Consider the following 18,145-nt stretch of genomic DNA (forward strand, 5'->3'; position numbering starts at 1 on the left):
CCCTCATGGCTGGCTCGGCCCCGTGGATACGGGCTGCCAGCATCCTATCGGGCATGAGAGACTCTGGCCGGGACGACCGTTGCCGGACCGCGGACGCTTCCCACTGGCCACGACCGTGGCGGACCGGAGTGCCGCTGGGCTCTGTGGATCCTGCGAGCTGGCCGCTGTGGTTCCGGGGACGGCCTTGGTGACACCTTGAACTGCGGAGGCGTCTTGGACGCGCGGCGCACGCCGGCGCCTCGCAACCGATGTCCCCGTCAGAGAGGGCTGGACGTGTGGCGCCGGATCGTCTCCGAGAAGCGAGCCCCTTCGAAGCTCACGGCGCCGAGTGCCCGGCTCAGCCCGCCACGCCGTGCGACGCCGGGGAGCTGCTTTGCCCACTCCCAGAACCAGCGGAGGGATGTCCGTATCGAGGCCGGTGCTGGTATCCCCGGATCGTGGCGATGCTTGTCGTAGAGGTGAACATGGCCGCGTCCATAACGCCATTGCTGACGCAGCAGTGTTCTGAGCCCGGGGCGTTGGTAGTAGTCCACCACGGCTTCGGGCGCCAGGGTGATATCCAAGCCTGCCGCGGTGATTCGCCAGCCGAAGTCGACGTCCTCCTGGCCCAGCGACAGGTCCTCGTCGAACAACCCGACCGATGTCAGCACCTCACGGCGCATCCCCATGTTGCAGCCTGGCATGTATCCGCGGAACTTCATCGCGATCGGGACGGCGTCGGTGTTCCACATCTCGATCGGATCGCGCTGGTCCGGATGGATGATGTGGAGCGGCCCTGTTGCTGACGATGACGTTGCCAGTGCTCGGACCATGGCCTCGACCCATCCGGGGTGGACGCGATCATCGGCATCGCAGATGAGGATGAGATCTTCGGTCGACGCGGTGATCGCCGAATTCCTTGCGTGTGCCACACCTTGCCGTGCGTACGCCTCCACCAGGTCAAGTTGCAGAAACTTCGGTTTCCAGCCCGCACAGAGGGATTTCGTGTTGTCGGAGGAGCGATTGTCGCTGACAATGACGCGGAAATTCAGGTTGGTTTGGGAGTCCGGGGCGCTCAACTGGCGTGGCAAGGTGTGGGCAGCATTGAATGCGGGGACGATGACGACGACGCTCATTCAAGTGTCTCAATCCTTGTGGCTGACGGTCGGGGAAATCGGACCTTTTTGAATCTCATCACCGGCTTCTCGACCCAGATCCACGAGGCGGCTGCCAACGGGATCGTCAGGGCTAGCGCCAACAGGCAGGTCACGACGAATGGGAGACGATCACCCGCAACGATCGCCAGGAACTGCTGAACGGGAAAGGCGTAGATGTAGACGCCGTAGGAGAGGTCGTTCCGCGCGCCCCACCTGACCGGCAGTCGGGCACCCAGCCACAGAAGCAATACGCCGTAGGGGAGTTGCCCCCAAGCTGGCGCGAGTCCGAACGCGCTCAGCAGTGCGACCGTGCCCAGTGCAGTGGCTCCGACCCACCAATGCGTCGGGATGTGGTCACGTACGAAGAACAGGAACATCCCTGTGCAGAAGAAAGCTGCCAGGCGAAGCCCGTTCAGATAGAGGTTCGTGGTGACATCGAGTGGCCCGATCGCCAACGGGAGTCCGACCACCGTGGCGAAGGTCAGTGTTCCGAAGACGACCGCACCGTGCTTCCGGGCCAACGGAATCGTCAGCAGCACACCCGCCACGAGGTAGGCCCCGAACTCGTACCAGAGGGTCCAGAGTGATCCGTTCCAGACGTTCGGATACGGGACGTCCGCCAAGGTGGTGCCGACGTTCCAGACGTTCATCCGGAGTGCCCAGTCGGCGGCGAGGTATCTGAAGCCGTCCAACGGGGAGTATGTGTTCCCGGTCAGCAAGGTCGACAAAGGCGCGAACAGAAAGGCCGTGAGGGCGAGGTTCACCCAAAAGCCTGGCAGGATGCGGAGTGCCCGTCGCCACAGATAGGTGACCGGTCCGGTGCGCAGTCGACTTCCGGCGATGAGGTAGCCCGAGGCGATGAAGAAGCCGTTCACCGCCCATCCTCCCCAGCCTTCCAGGCGGTCGTACCAGCCGGCACCGTACCCGGCGACGGGGATGGTGTGGCTGACGATGACCGCCGAGGCCAGGCACAGGCGCACGAAGTTGAGCGCATTGTCGTGGGAGCTGAGTGCCTCCCCAAGGCTTGTCCTCACGGAGGCACCCTCTCAGGCCTTCGCTTCAAAGGTCAACTTATCTACTCGGTCATGCGGCGTGCTGGTTTGCTCCGGACGCGCGGAGCCCTTGACGCCTTGACTCCGCGGGCAGACTCTGGGCATGCGGATGCGAGCGGGGGGCCGGCGCGGCCATCGGCGATGGCGGGCGGTGCTCGCCGGGCTGGCGGTGCTGCTGCTGTCGGGATGCGCGACGGTGGCGGCGACCTTCGTCGCACGCCCTCGGGTCGACGCGGTGCAAACAGTGGATGCCCTGTATGTGATCGGACCGGCCGAGGGCGGGATCGCCGACGCCCGGCGGCTGATGGCGGAGGGAAAGGCGCGGACGCTCGTCGTCACGATGACGATGGACACCAGAACCGGCAAGGTCTACCCGAAGGACATGTGCGACCCGGCGGCCTGGGAGGTCGTCTGCGTCAAGCCTGATCCGTACACCACCCGGGGCGAGGCGGCAGCGTTGGCACGCCTGGCCACGGAACGTGGCTGGTCGCGGGTGGCGGTGATGACCGATACCAGCCACATCGCCCGGACCCGCCTGTGGATGGACCGCTGTGTGCCGGTGCCGGTGTCCGTGTGGGCCTCCAGCGAGCGACGTACGCCCCTCTCCTGGGCGGGGGCCGTCGTGTACCAAAGCGGGGCATGGGTCAAGGCGCAAATCCAGCCCCGCTGTCCCTGATCCGCTGTTTTTGGTGCGTGGCCGACAACGTGTTGGGTTCTGAATGGTCTCTCGCCGTCGCGGCCTCCGATTGAGCCCGACAGGCACTCATGAGCGACGACCACATCGCTCGTGAGCGGATCGCTGTCGCGCTGTTCGGCCCTGCGATCGCTCCGTCTGAACCGGTGGTCCGGGGCACGTTCGCCCCAGAGCGGCCGGGTGTCCTCCTCGTCGCCAGCGATTGGGAGCGTAAGGGAGGGGCGGACGCACTGGCGGCGTTCACCGAACTGCGGAAGGCGATTCCCGGTGCCACACTCACCGTGGTGGGCGACGCTGTTCCGCGTCTGCCGGAGGGGGTTGTCGGCCTTCGTCGGGTCGACCGGACCCGGATGGCCGAGGCGTACGCCTCGCACGATGTGCTGCTGGAACTCGCTCGCAGCAATGCCGCCGGCGTGACTCTCACCGACGTCGCCGGATTCGGTTTACCCGCGGTGGCAACGGACATAGGAGGCGTGAGCAGTGTCGTCAGGAACGACACCTCAGGAGTGCTCCTCGCTCCGGGCCCCCATCTGGCGGAGCGGGCGGCGTCCGCCATCACTCGCATCTGCACGACGCCGGGCCTCTGGCACCACCTCGTGCAGGGATCTCTCGATCATGCGCGCGAAGTACTCAATTGGGATCACTGGGCTGACGTGACGCTCTCGGTGCTGGGTGAGTGTGCGGCTGAGTATTCTGGTGACAAGGACGACCGCGACAGGCAGGTCATCGGCTGCGGGGTAGGGTCCCCTGATGTCCAAGTCGAGACTTTCTTTGAGAAGGCCTTACTGCTGATTTCCCGACATGTTCCCCGGGGTGGCCGCTAGGGTGGTTCGTAGGCCGCCAGGGGAGAGATGAAGGGTTCGAGGGGGGATCTATGACGACAGAGTCGTTGCATGAATTGGTGGGTCAAATCGCTGGGTTCGATGCCGCGGTTGACTGGTGGCTCATGCTTATCGCAGCCGAGGTGGTGGGTGTTGATGAGCGCGTCATGAGAATCTTGCTCCGCAGCGACTCGTCGGCAGCGAAGGTCTCCAAGATAAAGCAGCTCATTGAAGGAGCTGGTGCGCCTCAGGCTGCCGTCTTCGAGCCGTTGACTCGAGTGAGCAAGCTTAAGGATCGCCGTGATGAGGCCGTTCATGCCTACTACGTTGAAGGCGTTGAAGGTGAGTACACCAGGCACCGAATCCGCTCGGCTCCTGTCACGGTGAATCGCGTCGATCTAGAGGAGTTGCGCGACGATTACCAGCAACTGGTCGGCCGGAGTCGCGCTGCTGCTGGGGACGCTGCGGAATTTCAGCGCGATTGCTTCGAAGTTCTTGCCGCCTATCGGCTTCAGCAGTCGGGGCGGATCGATGCCTTGCAGGAAGCCTCGGAGACAGGGGAGTTGGTACTCACTTTGTTCGGCCAAGGGAGATTCGAGGTCGGCGTCGTCGAGGCGTCCGACCCGCGTGACGACCTCAGTCAACCGCAGGCGACAGCACGCATTCAGCTCCGAAACGGACGGGTGGACCTGACGTTGGCCGACGGTCGCGAGGTGTCTGGAGGAGATACCGGCTGGCGTGATGTACTTGAGCAAGTCAGGACGGTAACGCCGTCGGCTCGCCGCCGCTACTGGCGGCGAACGAACGACCTTGAGCAGTATGTCAGCGACGAGCGTGAGTGGTGGCCGCCCGCCGGCCTCGACGAGCGCCTGACTTCAGAATCTGCTGTCGATTTGATGGCCCGGTGGCAGCGGGAACGGCAAGCCTTCTTGTCGACAGGGTTGGATGTGCGAGACCCCGGTGTCGTCTGACCCCTACCGTCCGCCGGGCGAGACCTCGCCCGGCGCGCGCCGCTGCCGGACGTGTTGGACGACCCCAATGACGATGATCGCCACGATGCCGAGGATAAGCAGGATCGGCGCGGCGAACATCCCGTAGAGCACGATCGCGTCGGCCGGAGCGGGGACGCAGCCGAAGCCGATGCCGGTGCACTGCCCGTTGGCGTTCACGGTGGGCAGCGTCAGGTGGAGGATCCAGACGAGCACCGCCGGCACCACCCACAGCAGTCCCAGCGCGACGACGTACGGGATCCAGCCGTGTCTCTTCACGGCCCCAGCGTTCCAGCAATTGGGAGTCGCCCCGGTCGGCATGTCGAAGGGGCTGGTCTCGGTTGCCTGTGATCTGAGGGAAGAGGTCGCCCCGGCCCGGCCGGCACCTTCCGGCAAGCACTGGAAACTACTATAAAAATGTTAGAGTAAGTTCATGTCGTCAGGGGAGATCGACGAGGCGCTGGCTCTTCCGCCGGCGCAGGTAGCGCAGCGACTGCTGGCGATCCGGGAAGGGCAGTGGTTCGAACGCAAGTCCGGAAGGATCAGTCCGCGTGACCTCGCGGTCCCAGTGGTTGCGCTGGCGAACGCAGAAGGCGGGACCGTCGTGGTCGGCCTCAGTGACGGTGATGTTGATGGTGTGCCGGCAGCCAGAGTCAATGAGTTTCGCCAGGTGGCTTTCGACTTCACGGCTCCGGTCGTGCGGATGCATGCCGCCGAGGTCGTGGACCCGGGGTCGGGAAAGACGCTGCTTCTCCTGTCGGTCGAGCCGGGCGAAGTGGTGCATGAAACCTCGAAGGGCGAGTGCTATCTGCGTGTCGGTGACGAATCGAGGCGCCTGACCTTCGCGCAGCGGCGGGAACTCGAGTTCGATCGAGGGCACGCGCCCTATGACGGGACGTCGGCGGGGGTTGCTGTCGCCGACCTCAATGCGGAGGCTGCAGAGGCATACCGGAAGGCGCTCGGGTCGGCCAGCCCCGAACTCATGCTGCGGGCGCGGAACCTCCTCACCCGCGATGGACAGGTCAATGTGGCGGGCTATCTGCTCTTCGGGGCTCATCCGCAGGACCTCTTTCCCAGCGCGTACGTGCGGGTGTTGAGGTACACCGGCCTGGATCGGGGCACCGGCAGTTCGCTGACGTTGGCCGACGAAGGGGACCTTCGCTGCGAAGGCTCGATCCCCGAACAGATCGACGCGGCGTCGCGCGCGATGGAAGCGTGGGTGCCACGGCGTCGGGCGCTCGCCGAGTCCGGACGCTTCGAAGGGGTGCCGATCGTCCCGCGCGACGCCTGGCTGGAGGGATTGGTCAACGCCGTCGTCCACCGCTCGTACAGCATTGCCGGCGACTGCATCCGGGCGGAGATATTTCCCAACCGGATCGAGATCACCAGTCCCGGTCGGTTTCCCGGCCTGGCGGACCCGACCCAGCCGCTGTCCATCAGCCGCCACGCACGCAATCCGCGGATCGCGCGGGTGTGCGCCGACCTCGGCATCACGCAAGAATCGGGTGAGGGGATCCGGCGGATCTTCGCGGAGATGCGTCGCCGCGGCTTGACCGACCCTCTCTACACCCAGACCGCCGCCGCGGTGCGACTGACGCTGTCGTCCGCCGACGCGCTGCCTGCTGGCGTTCGGGCGAAGCTGCCGAAGCGGGCCCTGGAGGTCCTGGATGCCCTCCGCGTCGCTGACCGCCCGCTCGGCACCGGCCAGGTCGCCGAGCTGCTGGGGCTGACGCGTCCGACCGTCATCAGGCATCTGCGCGCACTGCGGGACGCGGGGGTGGTGCTGTGGGTCGGTGAGTCTGCGAAGGATCCGCACGCCACCTGGAAGCTCACCGGATGATCAGGCCACGCTGGGGACCTGGCGGGTCGCCGGCGTCGGCTGTCCCGCTCAAACTTCAAGACTGGAAGTGTAAATTTGCCTAACTAAAACTTGAAATCTGAGGTCAGCTCGGGTGTCAAGTTCAACTTTCAGGTGTGAGCTGCCGGCTGGCCTGATGGATGACCCCAACTGCCTCACTGCGGTGTCGGCGTGTGTCGCGCGTAGGTCGTCGCCCGCACTCCCGGTCCGCCTGACCTGACCACCTCGCCCGACCTCATGAGCTGTGCGAGTGCGTAGCGCACTTGGCTCTCAGTGAGACTGCTCATCGTGACAACCTGGCCGAGGGACCGTGGCTCGGTCAGCGTGTCCAAGACAGCCTTGCCGTGCCGGGTCGTGCCCCCGGATCCTTCGTTCTGCGAGGTGACGGAGTCCACCGGCTCCTCGGGAGAGGTGAGATCTGTGTGGCGGTCAAAGGGAGGCTGCTGCGCTCCTGGAGAAACCTCGACGAGCATCTCCTGACCGGTAGCCGATAACCGGTAACGAGCGGAGATTGTGTAGCTGGTGTTGCCTCGTTCGCCGTGTGATTCCGCCAGTCCGGTGTCGACCATCTGCTGCAGCAGGCGTCGCGCAGCCACGGAGTCCATCGGGGCGAACTGGTGTCGAACGCGACTGTTGTTCCAGGTCTCGCCGCGGCGCATCGAGACCAGAATGGCTCGTTGCTCACTGGACAATTCGGTGTCGCCGGCCACTTCTCCCAGCCAGACGAGATCCTCCTCGTCGACCAGGGTGTGCCGGGAAATCACGACGGTGAACTGAACGCCCGTGTCGATGAACCGGGGTGGCCTCAGGCCGGCCGCACGGAGGGCCTCGATCGCCTCCCGGATACCGCCGCCCTCGCCTTCGATAACCCGGCTGCCGTCGGGCATGCGTACGTATTTGCATACGTCGTAGAGGACGGGGTTGACCGCGCTCTTGGCCCCGGGGTGGCCCAACTGGCTCTCTGACACTCCCCAGAGGCCTCCAGGGCTGGTGATGACCAGGCGGTCATGCAGCAATCGAATCTCCACCCTCTTCGCGTCGGTGATGGGATCCAGGTTGCGGTGGACCAGAGCGTTGGCGACGATCTCTCGCACCGCTCGCATGGGGATCTCTGTCTCGTCGACGCCGTGGCCACGCTGGTCGTACCCCATAGTGGTGCGGGTATTGCGGACAACCCAGGCCATCGCGTCCTCGAGCAGGTCGGGGATCGGGCCGACCAGGTGTGCCAGGTCGCGTGTGCGCGCTCCGGTGCCGGGTGGCAGTTGGACGGCCGCGGTGATACTCAGGCTCGGTGAAACCGACTGGGGGGACATACCCAGGGCGTACAAGCCGGCCAGGGTGAGTTCGCCACTGCGGGTCGTGACTCCCGTGTAGTGAAGGACCTCGTTGTCGCTGGCTGTCGCATAGCGCCGCGAGGCCTTCTTCGCCACGGCTAGGAGTGCGGCCAACAGGGAGGGGTCCACATCGTCGATGGACGTGTTGGGCACTGGCCGGCGGTCGGGCTGCGTGGGGCGTACGGCCTGGGTCTTGGCCAACTCGAGTTGAGCGATCTCCTGTTCGCTCATGACATAGTCGCCGTCGGACTGCCGCAAATAGGCTCGACCCCCGTGCCTGGCGGGGCGCTGGTGAAGGGGGAGTCCCTCAACTCGTGCCAGGAGGACAGGCTTCCCGCTGACCTGAAATGTCTGGAAGTCGCATCGCGCCGGAGGTTGCACGCCGGTGCGTGCCTGGGCGGCCACGCCCTGCTTGAGACCAGCGATGTCGGCGAGCCCGACGGGGGCGAACCCCGCGGACTCGTCAAGGCCGAGGATGATGGTGCCGCCCTCGGGCATGTTGGCGAACGCGCAGATCGTCGGGCCGAGGTCGGGGCATCCTCCCGCCGCGGATTTGACCTCCACGTCGGTGGTGTCGCCCTGGCGGCTCCGCAGGTCTGAGATGAGTTCCTGGAGATGTGCTGGTGTCCACTCCACACTCAAACTTTAAAACTTAAAGTTTGAGTGTGGCAAGGGAGTCGGGTGCAAGTTTGACGTCCAGTGTGGTGTGACCCGTGGTGCCTGGTGGTGCACGTCGCGCAGGGGGCCTGGCGCCGGGCGTGGCCGCCGAGGGACGGGCCGCCGAGGGATGGTCCGCGGCGGGGAGATCCGCCGCCCGCATGACGAAGGCCCGGAGAGCAGGGGCTCTCCGGGCCTTCGGGGGGCCGGGCGGCGTCAGTGTAAGGGGGACACGAGGTGGGGACACCTGGGGCGCCGCCCGGGGATCAGGAGCCACCGCGGTCAGCGATGGCGGTCGGTGGGCTGGGGATCGGTGGAGTGGGGGATCAGGGCTCGTTCGGCATCAGGACCCAGCCGATCAGGTAGAGCCACAGCGGCAGGCCGCCGAACCAGATCAGCAGGATGAAAGCGAGGCGCACCCAGTTGGCGCCGATGCCGAGCTTGCGGGCGATGCCGGCGCAGACACCGGCGATCACGCGGTTGCTGCGCGGGCGGTACCAGTCCTTCATGGCGGTCCCCGTCACTTCTCGCTGGGCATCAGCACCCAGAGGATCGCGTAGACGAGCGCACCGGCGCCGCCCCAGAACAGCGAGACAGCGAAGATGATGCGGAGGATGAGCGGCTGGATGCCGAACTTGGCGCCGAGGCCGGCGCACACGCCGGCGATGACACGGCCCTCGGCCGGGCGGGTGATGCCGATGTCGAGCATGGCGGGTTCCTTCCGGGTTCCTTGCCCCTGGCGGACCCGACGATCGGGCCCGGTGTGATCGTGGAGCGCCGTCTGCGGCGCCCTTCCCTTCCAGCGTCGCCGCTCACCGGGCCTTCGTAAAGGGATGAGGAGAGTCTTCCGGGTGCAATGGGGGACACCGGCGCCCGGCGATGGGGAGTCGCCCCCGGGGAGTCCCGTACGGTGGTGGCCATGTCCCGCCGCCGACCTCGTCCGTACGATCCGGCACCGGAGGACGGCCCCGACTCCGCCGCGCCGCCCCGGGTCCTTCCCGACCCGGACCGACCCGGCGCCTGGGTCGTCCGGATCGGCACGACCGACCAGTCACACATCGATCCCGACCGTCCGACAGTGCTGGAGTTCGACTACATGCAGCGGATCGCCGAGGCGATCGACGCGTACGCCCCGCCGGGGGAGCGGATCCGGATCGTACACATCGGCGGGGCCGGGATGAGCCTGGCCCGCTACGTCGCCGCGACCCGGCCGACCTCCGCGCAGGTCGTGCTCGAGCCGGATGCGGCGCTCACCCAGGAGGTCCGGGACAAGGCGCCGCTGCCGCGCCATTCCGGGATCAAGGTGCGGCCGGTCGACGGCCGCTCGGGGATCGCCGAGATCCCGGCCGACCACGCCGACATCGTGGTGCTCGACGCGTTCGACGGGGCCCGGGTGCCGGCCGACCTGGTCACCGCGGAGTTCCTCGCCGAGGTCCGGCGCGTCCTGGTCACGGGTGGCCTGTTCCTGGCCAACGTCACCGACGTCGGCACGATGGACTGGTCGCGGCGGGTCGCCGCCGGCGTACGGTCCACCTGGGCCCATGCGGCGATCTCCGCCGAACCGTCCACCTGGCGGGGGCGGCGCTTCGGCAACGTCATCCTCTACGGGTCGGCGGCAGCGCTGCCGACCCGGCAACTGGCCCGGGAGGCGGCCTCGGCGGTGTTCGCCTATCGCTTCCTGGACGAGGACGAGCTGGCTGACTGGTGCGCGGGCGCGCGGCCGTACACCGACGCAGACACCGAACCGTCCCCGATGCCGCCGGAGCTGTTCCTGGGCCACTGACCGGGAACCAGGTGGGCGCCGGCACGCGCCGGCGATGCCGGTGACGGCGCCCCGGGACACTCCGGGAGGCGCGCCGACTTGGGGTGCGTCGTGCCGATGGCGAGAATGGGCCCGTGAGTGCCAGAGCCACCCGTCAGTCCACCGCGCGCCGCGGATCCCCCGTGGGCATGGCCGTGGGGGTCCTCCTGCTGGTGATCGGCCTCGTCGTGCTGGGCTGGTTCGGCTACCAGTACGTCGGCACGACGATCCTCTCCCGACAGTCGTACGACCGCACGACGGCCCAGCTGCAGCAGGACTGGTCGAGTGGGCAGGCGACGGGCGGCAGCGGTGAGGTCCGTGCCGACGGGACACCGACCCGGATCCCCGGCGACGCCCTGGGAATCATGCGGGTGCCCGCCTTCGGCGCGTCCTGGGCGGTGCCGATCCTCGACGGGACCGACCAGGGCGTGCTGGCCCGGGGCCTGGGCTGGTACGAGAACACCGTCGGTCCCGGCCAGGTCGGCAACTTCGCCGTCGCCGGCCACGTGGTGACCCACGGCCAGCCGTTCCGTCAGTTGAAGAGCCTGCAGAAGGGCGCGACCATCGACGTCGAGACCCGCGACGCCGTCTACACGTACGTCGTGGACTCCTCGACCACGGTGACCGACACCGACACCTGGGTCCTCGACCCGGTGCCGGGCCATCCCGGCGCGCACCCGACCGACAAGCTGATCACCCTGACCACCTGTGCCGACCTGTTCCGCTCCCCGGACCGCTACATCGTCTTCGGCCACCTGGTGAGCACCCGACAGAAGTGACGGGGTCGGCGGGCGTCCGGGCTCGGCGGGTGTCTGGGCTCGGCGGGTGCCCGCCATCGCTGCCGGGGGACGACTCTCGCTAGAGTCCCGGGTATGGCTCGCTCCGATATCTCCGCCGCCGATCGCGAAGCCCTGATCGGTCTCGTCGACGACCTCGCCGTCGTCCGGGAACACGTCGTGCTGTCCTCCGGCCGGGAGGCCGACTTCTACGTCGACATGCGCCGGGTGACGCTGGACGGCGTGGCCGCGCCGATCGTCGGCCGGGTGATGCGGGCGCTGACCGCCGACCTCGACTTCGAGGCCGTGGGCGGACTGACCCTGGGAGCCGATCCGGTCGCCGGCGCGATGCTGCATGCGGCGGCCGCCGACGGCGGGCGCCTGGACGCGTTCGTGGTGCGCAAGGAGGCCAAGCAGCACGGGCTGCACCGCCGGATCGAGGGCACCGATGTCGCCGGTCGGCGGGTGCTGGTGGTCGAGGACACCTCCACCACCGGCGGGTCCGCACTGACCGCCGTCGAGGCGCTGCGGGAGGCGGGCGCCGAGGTGGTGGCCGTGGCGGTGATCGTCGATCGGGGGACCGGAGCGGCGGAGAAGGTCGCCGAGGCCGGGCTGGAATACCGCTATGCGCTGTCGGCGGCGGACGACCTCGGGCTGGTCTGAGGACGGACATGGTCGGCGCGGACGCGGACTGCTCTCTCTGCGGTCCTCGCGCTCCCGGCGCCCCCTGCACTTCGCGCACTCCGCGCAGGACCTGTGGGCTGCGCCGCAGCCCCGCTAAGCTGGCAGTGCCCCTGCATCGTACGAACAGGAGACCCATGAACGGGCTCATCATCTTCCTCATCCTCCTCGTGCTGGTCGTCATCGGCGTCGTCGGCTGGACGATCGGGGCCTACAACGGCCTGGTCCGTCTGCGCAACCGGGTGCAGGAGTCGTGGCGCCAGATCGACGTCGAGCTGAACCGCCGCTACGAGCTGATCCCGAACCTCGTCGAAACGGTCCGCGGGTATGCCTCGCACGAGCGGGGGACGCTGGAGGACATCGTCCGGCTGCGCAACCAGGCAGCGTCGCTGGCCGCGCAGGGGGGCGCCACTCCGTCGGCCCGGCGGGCTGAGGTCGAGGAGCAGCTGTCCGGGGCCATCAGCGGCCTGATGGTGAGCGTCGAGGCGTACCCGAACCTGAAGGCGAACACGAACTTCCTCGAACTCCAGCGCGCCCTGGCCGAGACCGAGGACCGGATCGCTGCCGGGCGCCGCTACTACAACGCGAACGTACGGGAATACAACACCAAGATCGAGTCGTTCCCGACGAACATGATCGCGGGCAACTTCCACTTCGAGAAGGCCGCCTACTTCGAGGTCAACGAGACGGCACGTACGTCGCCGGACGTGAACTTCGGCGACATCGGCTCCCGTGGTCAGGGGGCGCCGCAGGCGCTGCCACAGCAGCAGTCCGGCACCCCGGCGATGCCGACCGGATGGGGCCAGGGCGAGGGCCAGCAGCAGTACCAGCCGCAGCCCGGTCAGGGGCAGCAGGGTCAGGGGCAGCCCGGCCCCCAAGGGCAGCCCGGGCCGCAGTGGCCGCAGAACCCTCAGCAGTGAGTCGCCGGTCGCGCATCGCGTGATGATCCTTCAGTGGCCCGGGCTTCGGCTCGGGCCACTGGCATTTCGGGTGAGAACTGTTCGCGAAGGCACAATCGGCGTCTGCGTCCAGGGTGCCGGGCCTTTCCCAGGTGGGGAGGTTGGTGGGGACCATCCGGCTAGAGTGAGGGACATGAGCGCCGGTTCGCCCCCGCCTGACCCGTACGCCGTGCCGCCTGGTGTCGACGACTACCACCACCCGCTCGTTCCGCCGAGTCTCCCGTTGACCGCACCCCAGGGTGGCCCCTCGGTTCCCTCGAACCACCCGGCCGCACCGCTGGTGGACCCGGCCGATGCGCGGGCGACTCTCGAGGCGCGCCGCGAGCTCGGGGCCGAGATGGAGCAGGCGCTCGTCGATTCGTTCACCGCCCGGGTCGAGGAGGCGCTGGTCGCCAGGATTGCCTCGGAGGAGGCCGAGCGGGTTCGTCAGCACGAGCTCGCCACAGCGGAGAGCAAGAACCAGATGGTGCTCGGCATCGTCTCGCTCAGCCTGGCGATCCCCCTCACGGCCATCTTCGCCGGCATCAGTGGCATCGTCGGCGGCCTTGTCGTCTGGATCGGCATCGTGCTGGTCAACATGGCGTACGCCCTGCGCAAGGGGCGCCGCTGAGCATGCCTGTGGATGCCCATGCGACCGCGGCCGGCGCCGGATGACCGGGCTTGATCGGCGTACGACCGGGAGCGAGGCCCCGGCGGCTGAGCGCCAGCTACCCGACGGCACGGCACTCGAGGGCCACGCTCCGCAGGACCCGCCGGCCGCCGCCCCCGGCGTCGGCCCGCATCCGCGGCCCTGGCCCGATGATCCGCGGCTGGATCCGGCGCTGCTCGTCGCCGGCGACCACCGCAACGTCGTCGACTCCTACCGCTACTGGAGCGTCGAGGCGATCGTCGCCGACCTGGACACCCGGCGCCATCCGCTGCACATCGCGATCGAGAACTGGGAGCACGACTTCAACATCGGGTCGATGGTGCGCACCGCCAACGCCTTCAACGTCGAGGGCGTGCACATCGTCGGCCGCCGCCGCTGGAACCGCCGTGGCGCCATGGTGACCGACCGCTACCTGCACGTGCAGCACCATCCCGACGCCGCCGACCTGGCCGACTGGGCGCGACAGGGCGGCATCCCCCTGATCGGCGTCGACAACCTGCCCGGGTCGGTCCCGCTGGAGCGTACGACCCTGCCGCGGGCCTGCTGCCTGGTGTTCGGCTCCGAAGGGGCGGGGCTGACCGACGACATGGTGGCTGCCTGCCAGCAGCTGGTCGCCATCACCCAACATGGGTCGACCCGGTCGATCAACGCCGGGGCCGCCGCGGCGATCACCATGTACCACTGGGCGCTGCGCTGGGCCGGGACCGCGGGTGCAGCGACCGAGATCGGCGGGACCGCGGGTGCAAGCGCCGGGACCGGAGGCTCGGCGGCCGGGACCCCGGACGGATTTGAGTGCGTATTCAACGAGGAACCCCCATCCGTTCCGCCTGCTGGTCCCGTAGGATCCCAAGGGGGCCGGCCGTGGGGCGCGACCGGGTTGGACGCGAATCGACCGCCATCAGGAAGGTGACCCGTGGACCCATCGGCGACGACGCCCGGTGATCTCTTGGCCAAGCTCTCGACCGACCAGGAGGGCGGGACCGCCACCAAGCGAGTCCGTGTGCGCCGGAGGCTCGAGGATCTGATCGACACCGGGCTCAAACCGGGTGACGCCATTCCTTCCGAACGCGCGCTGGTGGCCGCCCTCGGGGTGAGTCGGGTGACCGTACGCCAGGCGATCGCCGATCTGGTCGAGGTCGGTCGACTCGAACGGGTGCACGGCAAGGGGACGTACGTCACCGGTCCTCAGGTCGACTCCCAACTGCACCTGACCTCGTTCTCCCGCGAGATGCGCGAGCGAGGCCTGCGTCCCGAGACCAAGGTGCTCGCGGCGAGCCAGGTGGCCGCCGACGCCGAGGTCGCCGAGAAGCTGCACGTGCCGGTCGGCCGACCGGTGGTCCGGGTCGAGCGACTGCGGCTCGCCGACGGCACACCGATGGCGCACGAGGTGGGCTACTACCCGTCCGCGCTGTTCCCGGGCCTGCTGGAACAGAAGCTCGACACGCTCTACGAGATCTTCGCCACGAAGTACGGCTTCGTGGTGTCGTCGGGCTACCAGACCGTACGCTCCGAGGCCGCCGACGCGATCCACGCCCACGTCCTCCAGATCCCGCGCAAGGCCCCGCTGCTGGTGCAGGAACGGGTGACGAAGAGCGGCGACACCACGATGGAGTTCGCCACGTCGTGGTATCGAGCCGACCGCTACCGGATCCACATGAAGATCACCCCGGCGGGCGCCAACGGGTCCTGAGCGCGGCGGACACGTCCGGGAGGACCTGTCCCGGGCGACTGGGCCCTGTCCGGGGCGGCTGCATCCTGGGAGGCGCCTGGCAGACTGGCCGCATGCGCCCCGCACCCGCCGAGAACCTGGAGGACTTCCTCCACGTGGCCTGGGACCCGCGGCCGGCCGAGACCCGCTGCGCGCTGACCCGGCGGCGGTTCATCGCGGCGGTCGGCGGCCTGGTCGTCACCCTGCTGGTGTGGGGCGGGTACTACGGCTGGACCCGCTACAACGGTGACACCTGGCAGGGCACCGGCCAATGGCCGGTCTCCGGCGTCGTGGTCGGGCTCGCGGTGGTCCTCGTGGTCGTACGTCTCGTGCTCTGGCGCCTGGCCGTACGCCACCGACGCCGAGTGGGCAAGGGCGAGGTGGTGACCGCCTCCTGGCCGGGCATCCAGATCGCCGGCCACTACTGGGACTGGGACCGGTTCGCCGCTGCCGGGACGGGCCGGGAGGGCCCGGCAGGCGTCGCAGCCGGTGGTGCCGGGGTGGCCGAGCCGGCTGTGGCTTCGGCCGCGGCGACGGCGACGGCGCCCGGCGTCCCCGAGGCCGTGGTCGCGACGGTCCCCGGGACCCGTGGCCGCGGCGACCGCTACGTCGTCACGACGCCGGAGGGCACCTGGGAGTGCGACATCGACGACCTCGCCGTCAGCCCGGCCGCCCTGGACCAGGCGCTGCGGCTCTACTCCCGGGGCCGCTGTCGCGTGGACCTCTCCGGCATCGCGCACTGAGGCGGCATCGCTGGGTCGCTTTCCTGCTGAGGTGCCATCGTGCTGGCGCGGCCTTGCGTGCTGGGTCGGCTTCCCGCGCTGAGCCGGCATCGCACACCGCGCCGTCGCGATCCACTCGGACGAACCACCGGGGGTCCCCGCGCCGCGGAAACGGCACACATTAGGCTTGCCTCGTGAGCACAACCACCGTCGATACCGCCGATGGAGTCCGGATCGCGGACGGTGGGGAGCAGACGCCGGTGACCGGTCCGGGGCCCCGAGGGTGACGGTCGGCACGATGAGAGAGAAGAGAGCACATGCCCATCGCAACTCCTGAGGTCTACGCCGACATGCTGGACCGGGCCAAGGCGAACGGCTTCGCCTACCCGGCCATCAACGTCACCTCGTCGCAGACCCTGACCGCTGCGCTGCGCGGATTCGCCGAGGCGGAGTCCGACGGCATCGTCCAGATCTCCACCGGTGGTGCGGAGTACCTCTCCGGCTCCACCGTGAAGGACAAGGTCACCGGTGCGGTGGCCCTCGCCGAGTTCGCCCACGTCGTGGCCAAGAACTACCCGATCAACGTGGCCCTGCACACCGACCACTGCCAGAAGGACAAGCTCGACTCCTACGTACGTCCGCTGATCGCCGTCTCCCAGGAGCGGGTCGATGCGGGCAAGGAGCCGCTCTTCCAGTCGCACATGTGGGACGGTTCGGCCGTTCCGCTGGGCGAGAACCTGGAGATCGCCCAGGAGCTGCTCGCCAAGGCTGTCGCCGCCCGGATCATCCTCGAGGTCGAGATCGGCGTCGTCGGTGGCGAGGAGGACGGTGTCGTCGGCGAGATCAACGACAAGCTCTACACCACCCCCGAGGACGCCCTGGCGACCGTCGAGGCTCTCGGCCTCGGTGACAAGGGCCGCTACCTGACCGCGCTGACCTTCGGCAACGTGCACGGCGTCTACAAGCCGGGCAACGTCAAGCTGCGCCCGGAGATCCTCAAGCAGTGCCAGGACGCCATCCAGGCCAAGTACGGCACCGAGAAGGGCCTCGACCTGGTCTTCCACGGTGGCTCCGGCTCGCTGCCGCAGGAGATCGCCGACGCCGTCTCGTACGGCGTGGTGAAGATGAACGTCGACACCGACACCCAGTACGCCTTCACCCGCCCGGTCGTGGAGCACATGTTCCGCAACTACGACGGTGTGCTGAAGATCGACGGCGAGGTCGGCAACAAGAAGCAGTACGACCCCCGCACCTGGGGCAAGGCCGCCGAGGCCGGCATGGCTGCCCGCGTCGTCGAGGCCTGCCAGAACCTGAACGCGGTCGGCACCCACAAGTGACCGTCGTTGCCACCCCGCACTGACGGGGCGGCTCGCCGGGCACACCTGAGGGGCGCTCGTCCACCGGGGCTCCGGACCATCGGTCCGGAGCCCCGGTGGCGTTTCCGGGGGGTGTGCCCGACGCCAGGCAGACAGCGGAGGATCCCCCGCTGAGTCGATAATGGTTAGGCTAATGACATGAGCGAGACCCACCACAACCTGCTGGCCGATGATGCTCCGGTGACGCGGCTGCCGACGGACCCGGCAGTCGCCGAACTCGCCGATCACGGTCGAGAGCGGTTCCTTGACATTGTGTGCGCCTACCCGCAGTCCAGTCTGTGCTGGGCGCTGTTGGCCGAGGGTTCGCTCAACATGGGCTCGCAGGACGGGGACGTCGCTGCGTACGCCTATGCGCGGACCGGTTACCACCGCGGCCTGGACCTGCTGCGTCGCAACGGCTGGAAGGGTGCCGGCGCGGTGCCGTGGGAGCACGAACCCAACCGAGGCTTCCTCAAGGCGCTGTGGGCGCTGGCGGTCGCTGCGCACCGGATCGGCGAGGACGACGAGTTCCAGCGCTGTGCCCAGTTCCTCCGCGACTGCTCGCAGGCCGGCTACGACGTCCTCACCGCTGAGCGGCCGGTCGACCGCGGCACCGGCAACGAGGGTGTCGGTGACGGCACCGACGAGCAGATGGACGAGGTGGTCGAGGAGGCCGGCGAGCGGCAGACCGGCTCCCCGATGTCCGGGCCGAACCGCGACGAGCGCGAGGCCTGGGCCGCCGAGGAGGACGAGCCCTCCGACCGGGTGCTGGACAGCCCGTACGCCGGCTGAACCCGTACGTCGGCTGAAAACACTGCGGGCGGCGGGGCCCTCGAGAACCGGTGGCGGCCCCGCGCGCCTGTCCGGCCCGTGTCCCGCCGGGCCGCTGTCGGTGCCGGTCGGTAGAGTGAGCGGGTCGGCCCGGCGAACGTGGGCCGTCCCGGGAACGACGA

19 protein-coding genes and 1 pseudogene are annotated in these 18,145 nt (G+C 68.4%); 14 read left to right on the top strand and 6 right to left on the bottom strand.

What is annotated here, in order from left to right:
• Window positions 1-257: 257 nt before the first annotated feature.
• Window positions 258-1,115, bottom strand: coding sequence for a glycosyltransferase family 2 protein (locus R0146_RS07515; RefSeq protein WP_317692250.1), 858 nt, complete (start codon window positions 1,113-1,115; stop codon window positions 258-260).
• Window positions 1,112-2,170 carry an acyltransferase family protein gene (locus tag R0146_RS07520; protein WP_317692251.1) on the bottom strand — a complete coding sequence of 353 codons (1,059 nt, stop codon included), beginning with the start codon at window positions 2,168-2,170 and terminating at the stop codon, window positions 1,112-1,114. Before R0146_RS07520 ends, R0146_RS07515 begins: the two co-directional genes overlap by 4 nt.
• Window positions 2,171-2,291: 121 nt before the next feature.
• Here R0146_RS07520 and R0146_RS07525 point away from each other — a divergent pair, with 121 nt between their 5' ends.
• The 3 genes from R0146_RS07525 (at window position 2,292) to R0146_RS07535 (ending at window position 4,674) form a co-directional block, all read left to right on the top strand.
• Window positions 2,292-2,864 carry a hypothetical protein gene (locus R0146_RS07525; protein WP_317692252.1) on the top strand — a complete coding sequence of 191 codons (573 nt, stop codon included), beginning with the start codon at window positions 2,292-2,294 and terminating at the stop codon, window positions 2,862-2,864.
• A gap of 89 nt (window positions 2,865-2,953) precedes the next feature.
• A complete protein-coding gene (locus R0146_RS07530; RefSeq protein WP_317692253.1) occupies window positions 2,954-3,706 on the top strand; it encodes a glycosyltransferase family 4 protein in 753 nt (250 codons plus the stop codon).
• A 50-nt stretch (window positions 3,707-3,756) separates the two neighbouring features.
• Window positions 3,757-4,674: a hypothetical protein gene (locus tag R0146_RS07535; RefSeq protein WP_317692254.1), complete on the top strand. Its 918-nt coding sequence runs from the start codon at window positions 3,757-3,759 to the stop codon at window positions 4,672-4,674.
• A 3-nt stretch (window positions 4,675-4,677) separates the two neighbouring features.
• On the opposite strand, the gene R0146_RS07540 is transcribed toward R0146_RS07535, so the two are convergent.
• Window positions 4,678-4,971: a hypothetical protein gene (locus tag R0146_RS07540; protein ID WP_317692255.1), complete on the bottom strand. Its 294-nt coding sequence runs from the start codon at window positions 4,969-4,971 to the stop codon at window positions 4,678-4,680.
• Between the two features lie 154 nt (window positions 4,972-5,125).
• Between R0146_RS07540 and R0146_RS07545 the strand changes: the two genes are divergently transcribed.
• Window positions 5,126-6,532, top strand: a complete 1,407-nt coding sequence (locus R0146_RS07545) for an ATP-binding protein (RefSeq protein ID WP_317692256.1) — start codon at window positions 5,126-5,128, stop codon at window positions 6,530-6,532.
• 173 nt (window positions 6,533-6,705) lie between these two features.
• On the opposite strand, the gene R0146_RS07550 is transcribed toward R0146_RS07545, so the two are convergent.
• The 3 genes from R0146_RS07550 to R0146_RS07560 form a co-directional block, all read right to left on the bottom strand.
• On the bottom strand, window positions 6,706-8,520 hold the full coding sequence (locus R0146_RS07550; protein ID WP_317692258.1) for an ATP-binding protein: 1,815 nt from the start codon (window positions 8,518-8,520) through the stop codon (window positions 6,706-6,708).
• Window positions 8,521-8,867: 347 nt separating this feature from the next.
• Window positions 8,868-9,050 (bottom strand): PspC domain-containing protein, encoded by a 183-nt coding sequence (locus R0146_RS07555; protein ID WP_317692260.1) that lies wholly within the window; start codon window positions 9,048-9,050, stop codon window positions 8,868-8,870.
• An 11-nt stretch (window positions 9,051-9,061) separates the two neighbouring features.
• Complete coding sequence (locus R0146_RS07560; protein ID WP_317692261.1) at window positions 9,062-9,250, bottom strand: PspC domain-containing protein; 189 nt, start codon at window positions 9,248-9,250, stop codon at window positions 9,062-9,064.
• Between the two features lie 147 nt (window positions 9,251-9,397).
• On the opposite strand from R0146_RS07560, the gene R0146_RS07565 reads away from it, so the two are divergent.
• The 10 genes and pseudogenes from R0146_RS07565 (at window position 9,398) to R0146_RS16175 (ending at window position 17,984) form a co-directional block, all read left to right on the top strand.
• A complete protein-coding gene (locus tag R0146_RS07565; RefSeq protein ID WP_317692262.1) occupies window positions 9,398-10,324 on the top strand; it encodes a spermidine synthase in 927 nt (308 codons plus the stop codon).
• A 113-nt stretch (window positions 10,325-10,437) separates the two neighbouring features.
• Entirely contained in the window at window positions 10,438-11,121 is a 684-nt protein-coding gene (locus tag R0146_RS07570) for a class E sortase (protein WP_317692263.1), read from the top strand.
• Between the two features lie 93 nt (window positions 11,122-11,214).
• Window positions 11,215-11,781, top strand: a complete 567-nt coding sequence (pyrE, locus tag R0146_RS07575) for an orotate phosphoribosyltransferase (RefSeq protein WP_317692264.1) — start codon at window positions 11,215-11,217, stop codon at window positions 11,779-11,781.
• 155 nt (window positions 11,782-11,936) lie between these two features.
• Window positions 11,937-12,719: a LemA family protein gene (locus R0146_RS07580; protein WP_317692265.1), complete on the top strand. Its 783-nt coding sequence runs from the start codon at window positions 11,937-11,939 to the stop codon at window positions 12,717-12,719.
• A 172-nt stretch (window positions 12,720-12,891) separates the two neighbouring features.
• Window positions 12,892-13,368 carry a hypothetical protein gene (locus R0146_RS07585; RefSeq protein ID WP_317692266.1) on the top strand — a complete coding sequence of 159 codons (477 nt, stop codon included), beginning with the start codon at window positions 12,892-12,894 and terminating at the stop codon, window positions 13,366-13,368.
• Between the two features lie 40 nt (window positions 13,369-13,408).
• Window positions 13,409-14,104: pseudogene (locus R0146_RS07590) on the top strand (TrmH family RNA methyltransferase); the annotation flags it as partial.
• A 216-nt stretch (window positions 14,105-14,320) separates the two neighbouring features.
• A complete protein-coding gene (locus tag R0146_RS07595; protein ID WP_317692267.1) occupies window positions 14,321-15,097 on the top strand; it encodes a GntR family transcriptional regulator in 777 nt (258 codons plus the stop codon).
• 92 nt (window positions 15,098-15,189) lie between these two features.
• Entirely contained in the window at window positions 15,190-15,858 is a 669-nt protein-coding gene (locus R0146_RS07600; RefSeq protein WP_317692268.1) for a hypothetical protein, read from the top strand.
• 296 nt (window positions 15,859-16,154) lie between these two features.
• Entirely contained in the window at window positions 16,155-17,174 is a 1,020-nt protein-coding gene (gene fbaA, locus R0146_RS07605; RefSeq protein ID WP_317692269.1) for a class II fructose-bisphosphate aldolase, read from the top strand.
• Between the two features lie 177 nt (window positions 17,175-17,351).
• Window positions 17,352-17,984, top strand: coding sequence for a DUF3151 domain-containing protein (locus R0146_RS16175; protein WP_411567177.1), 633 nt, complete (start codon window positions 17,352-17,354; stop codon window positions 17,982-17,984).
• Window positions 17,985-18,145 lie beyond the last annotated feature (161 nt).

The sequence above is a fragment of the Raineyella sp. LH-20 genome (assembly GCF_033110965.1).
GTDB lineage: Bacteria > Actinomycetota > Actinomycetes > Propionibacteriales > Propionibacteriaceae > Raineyella.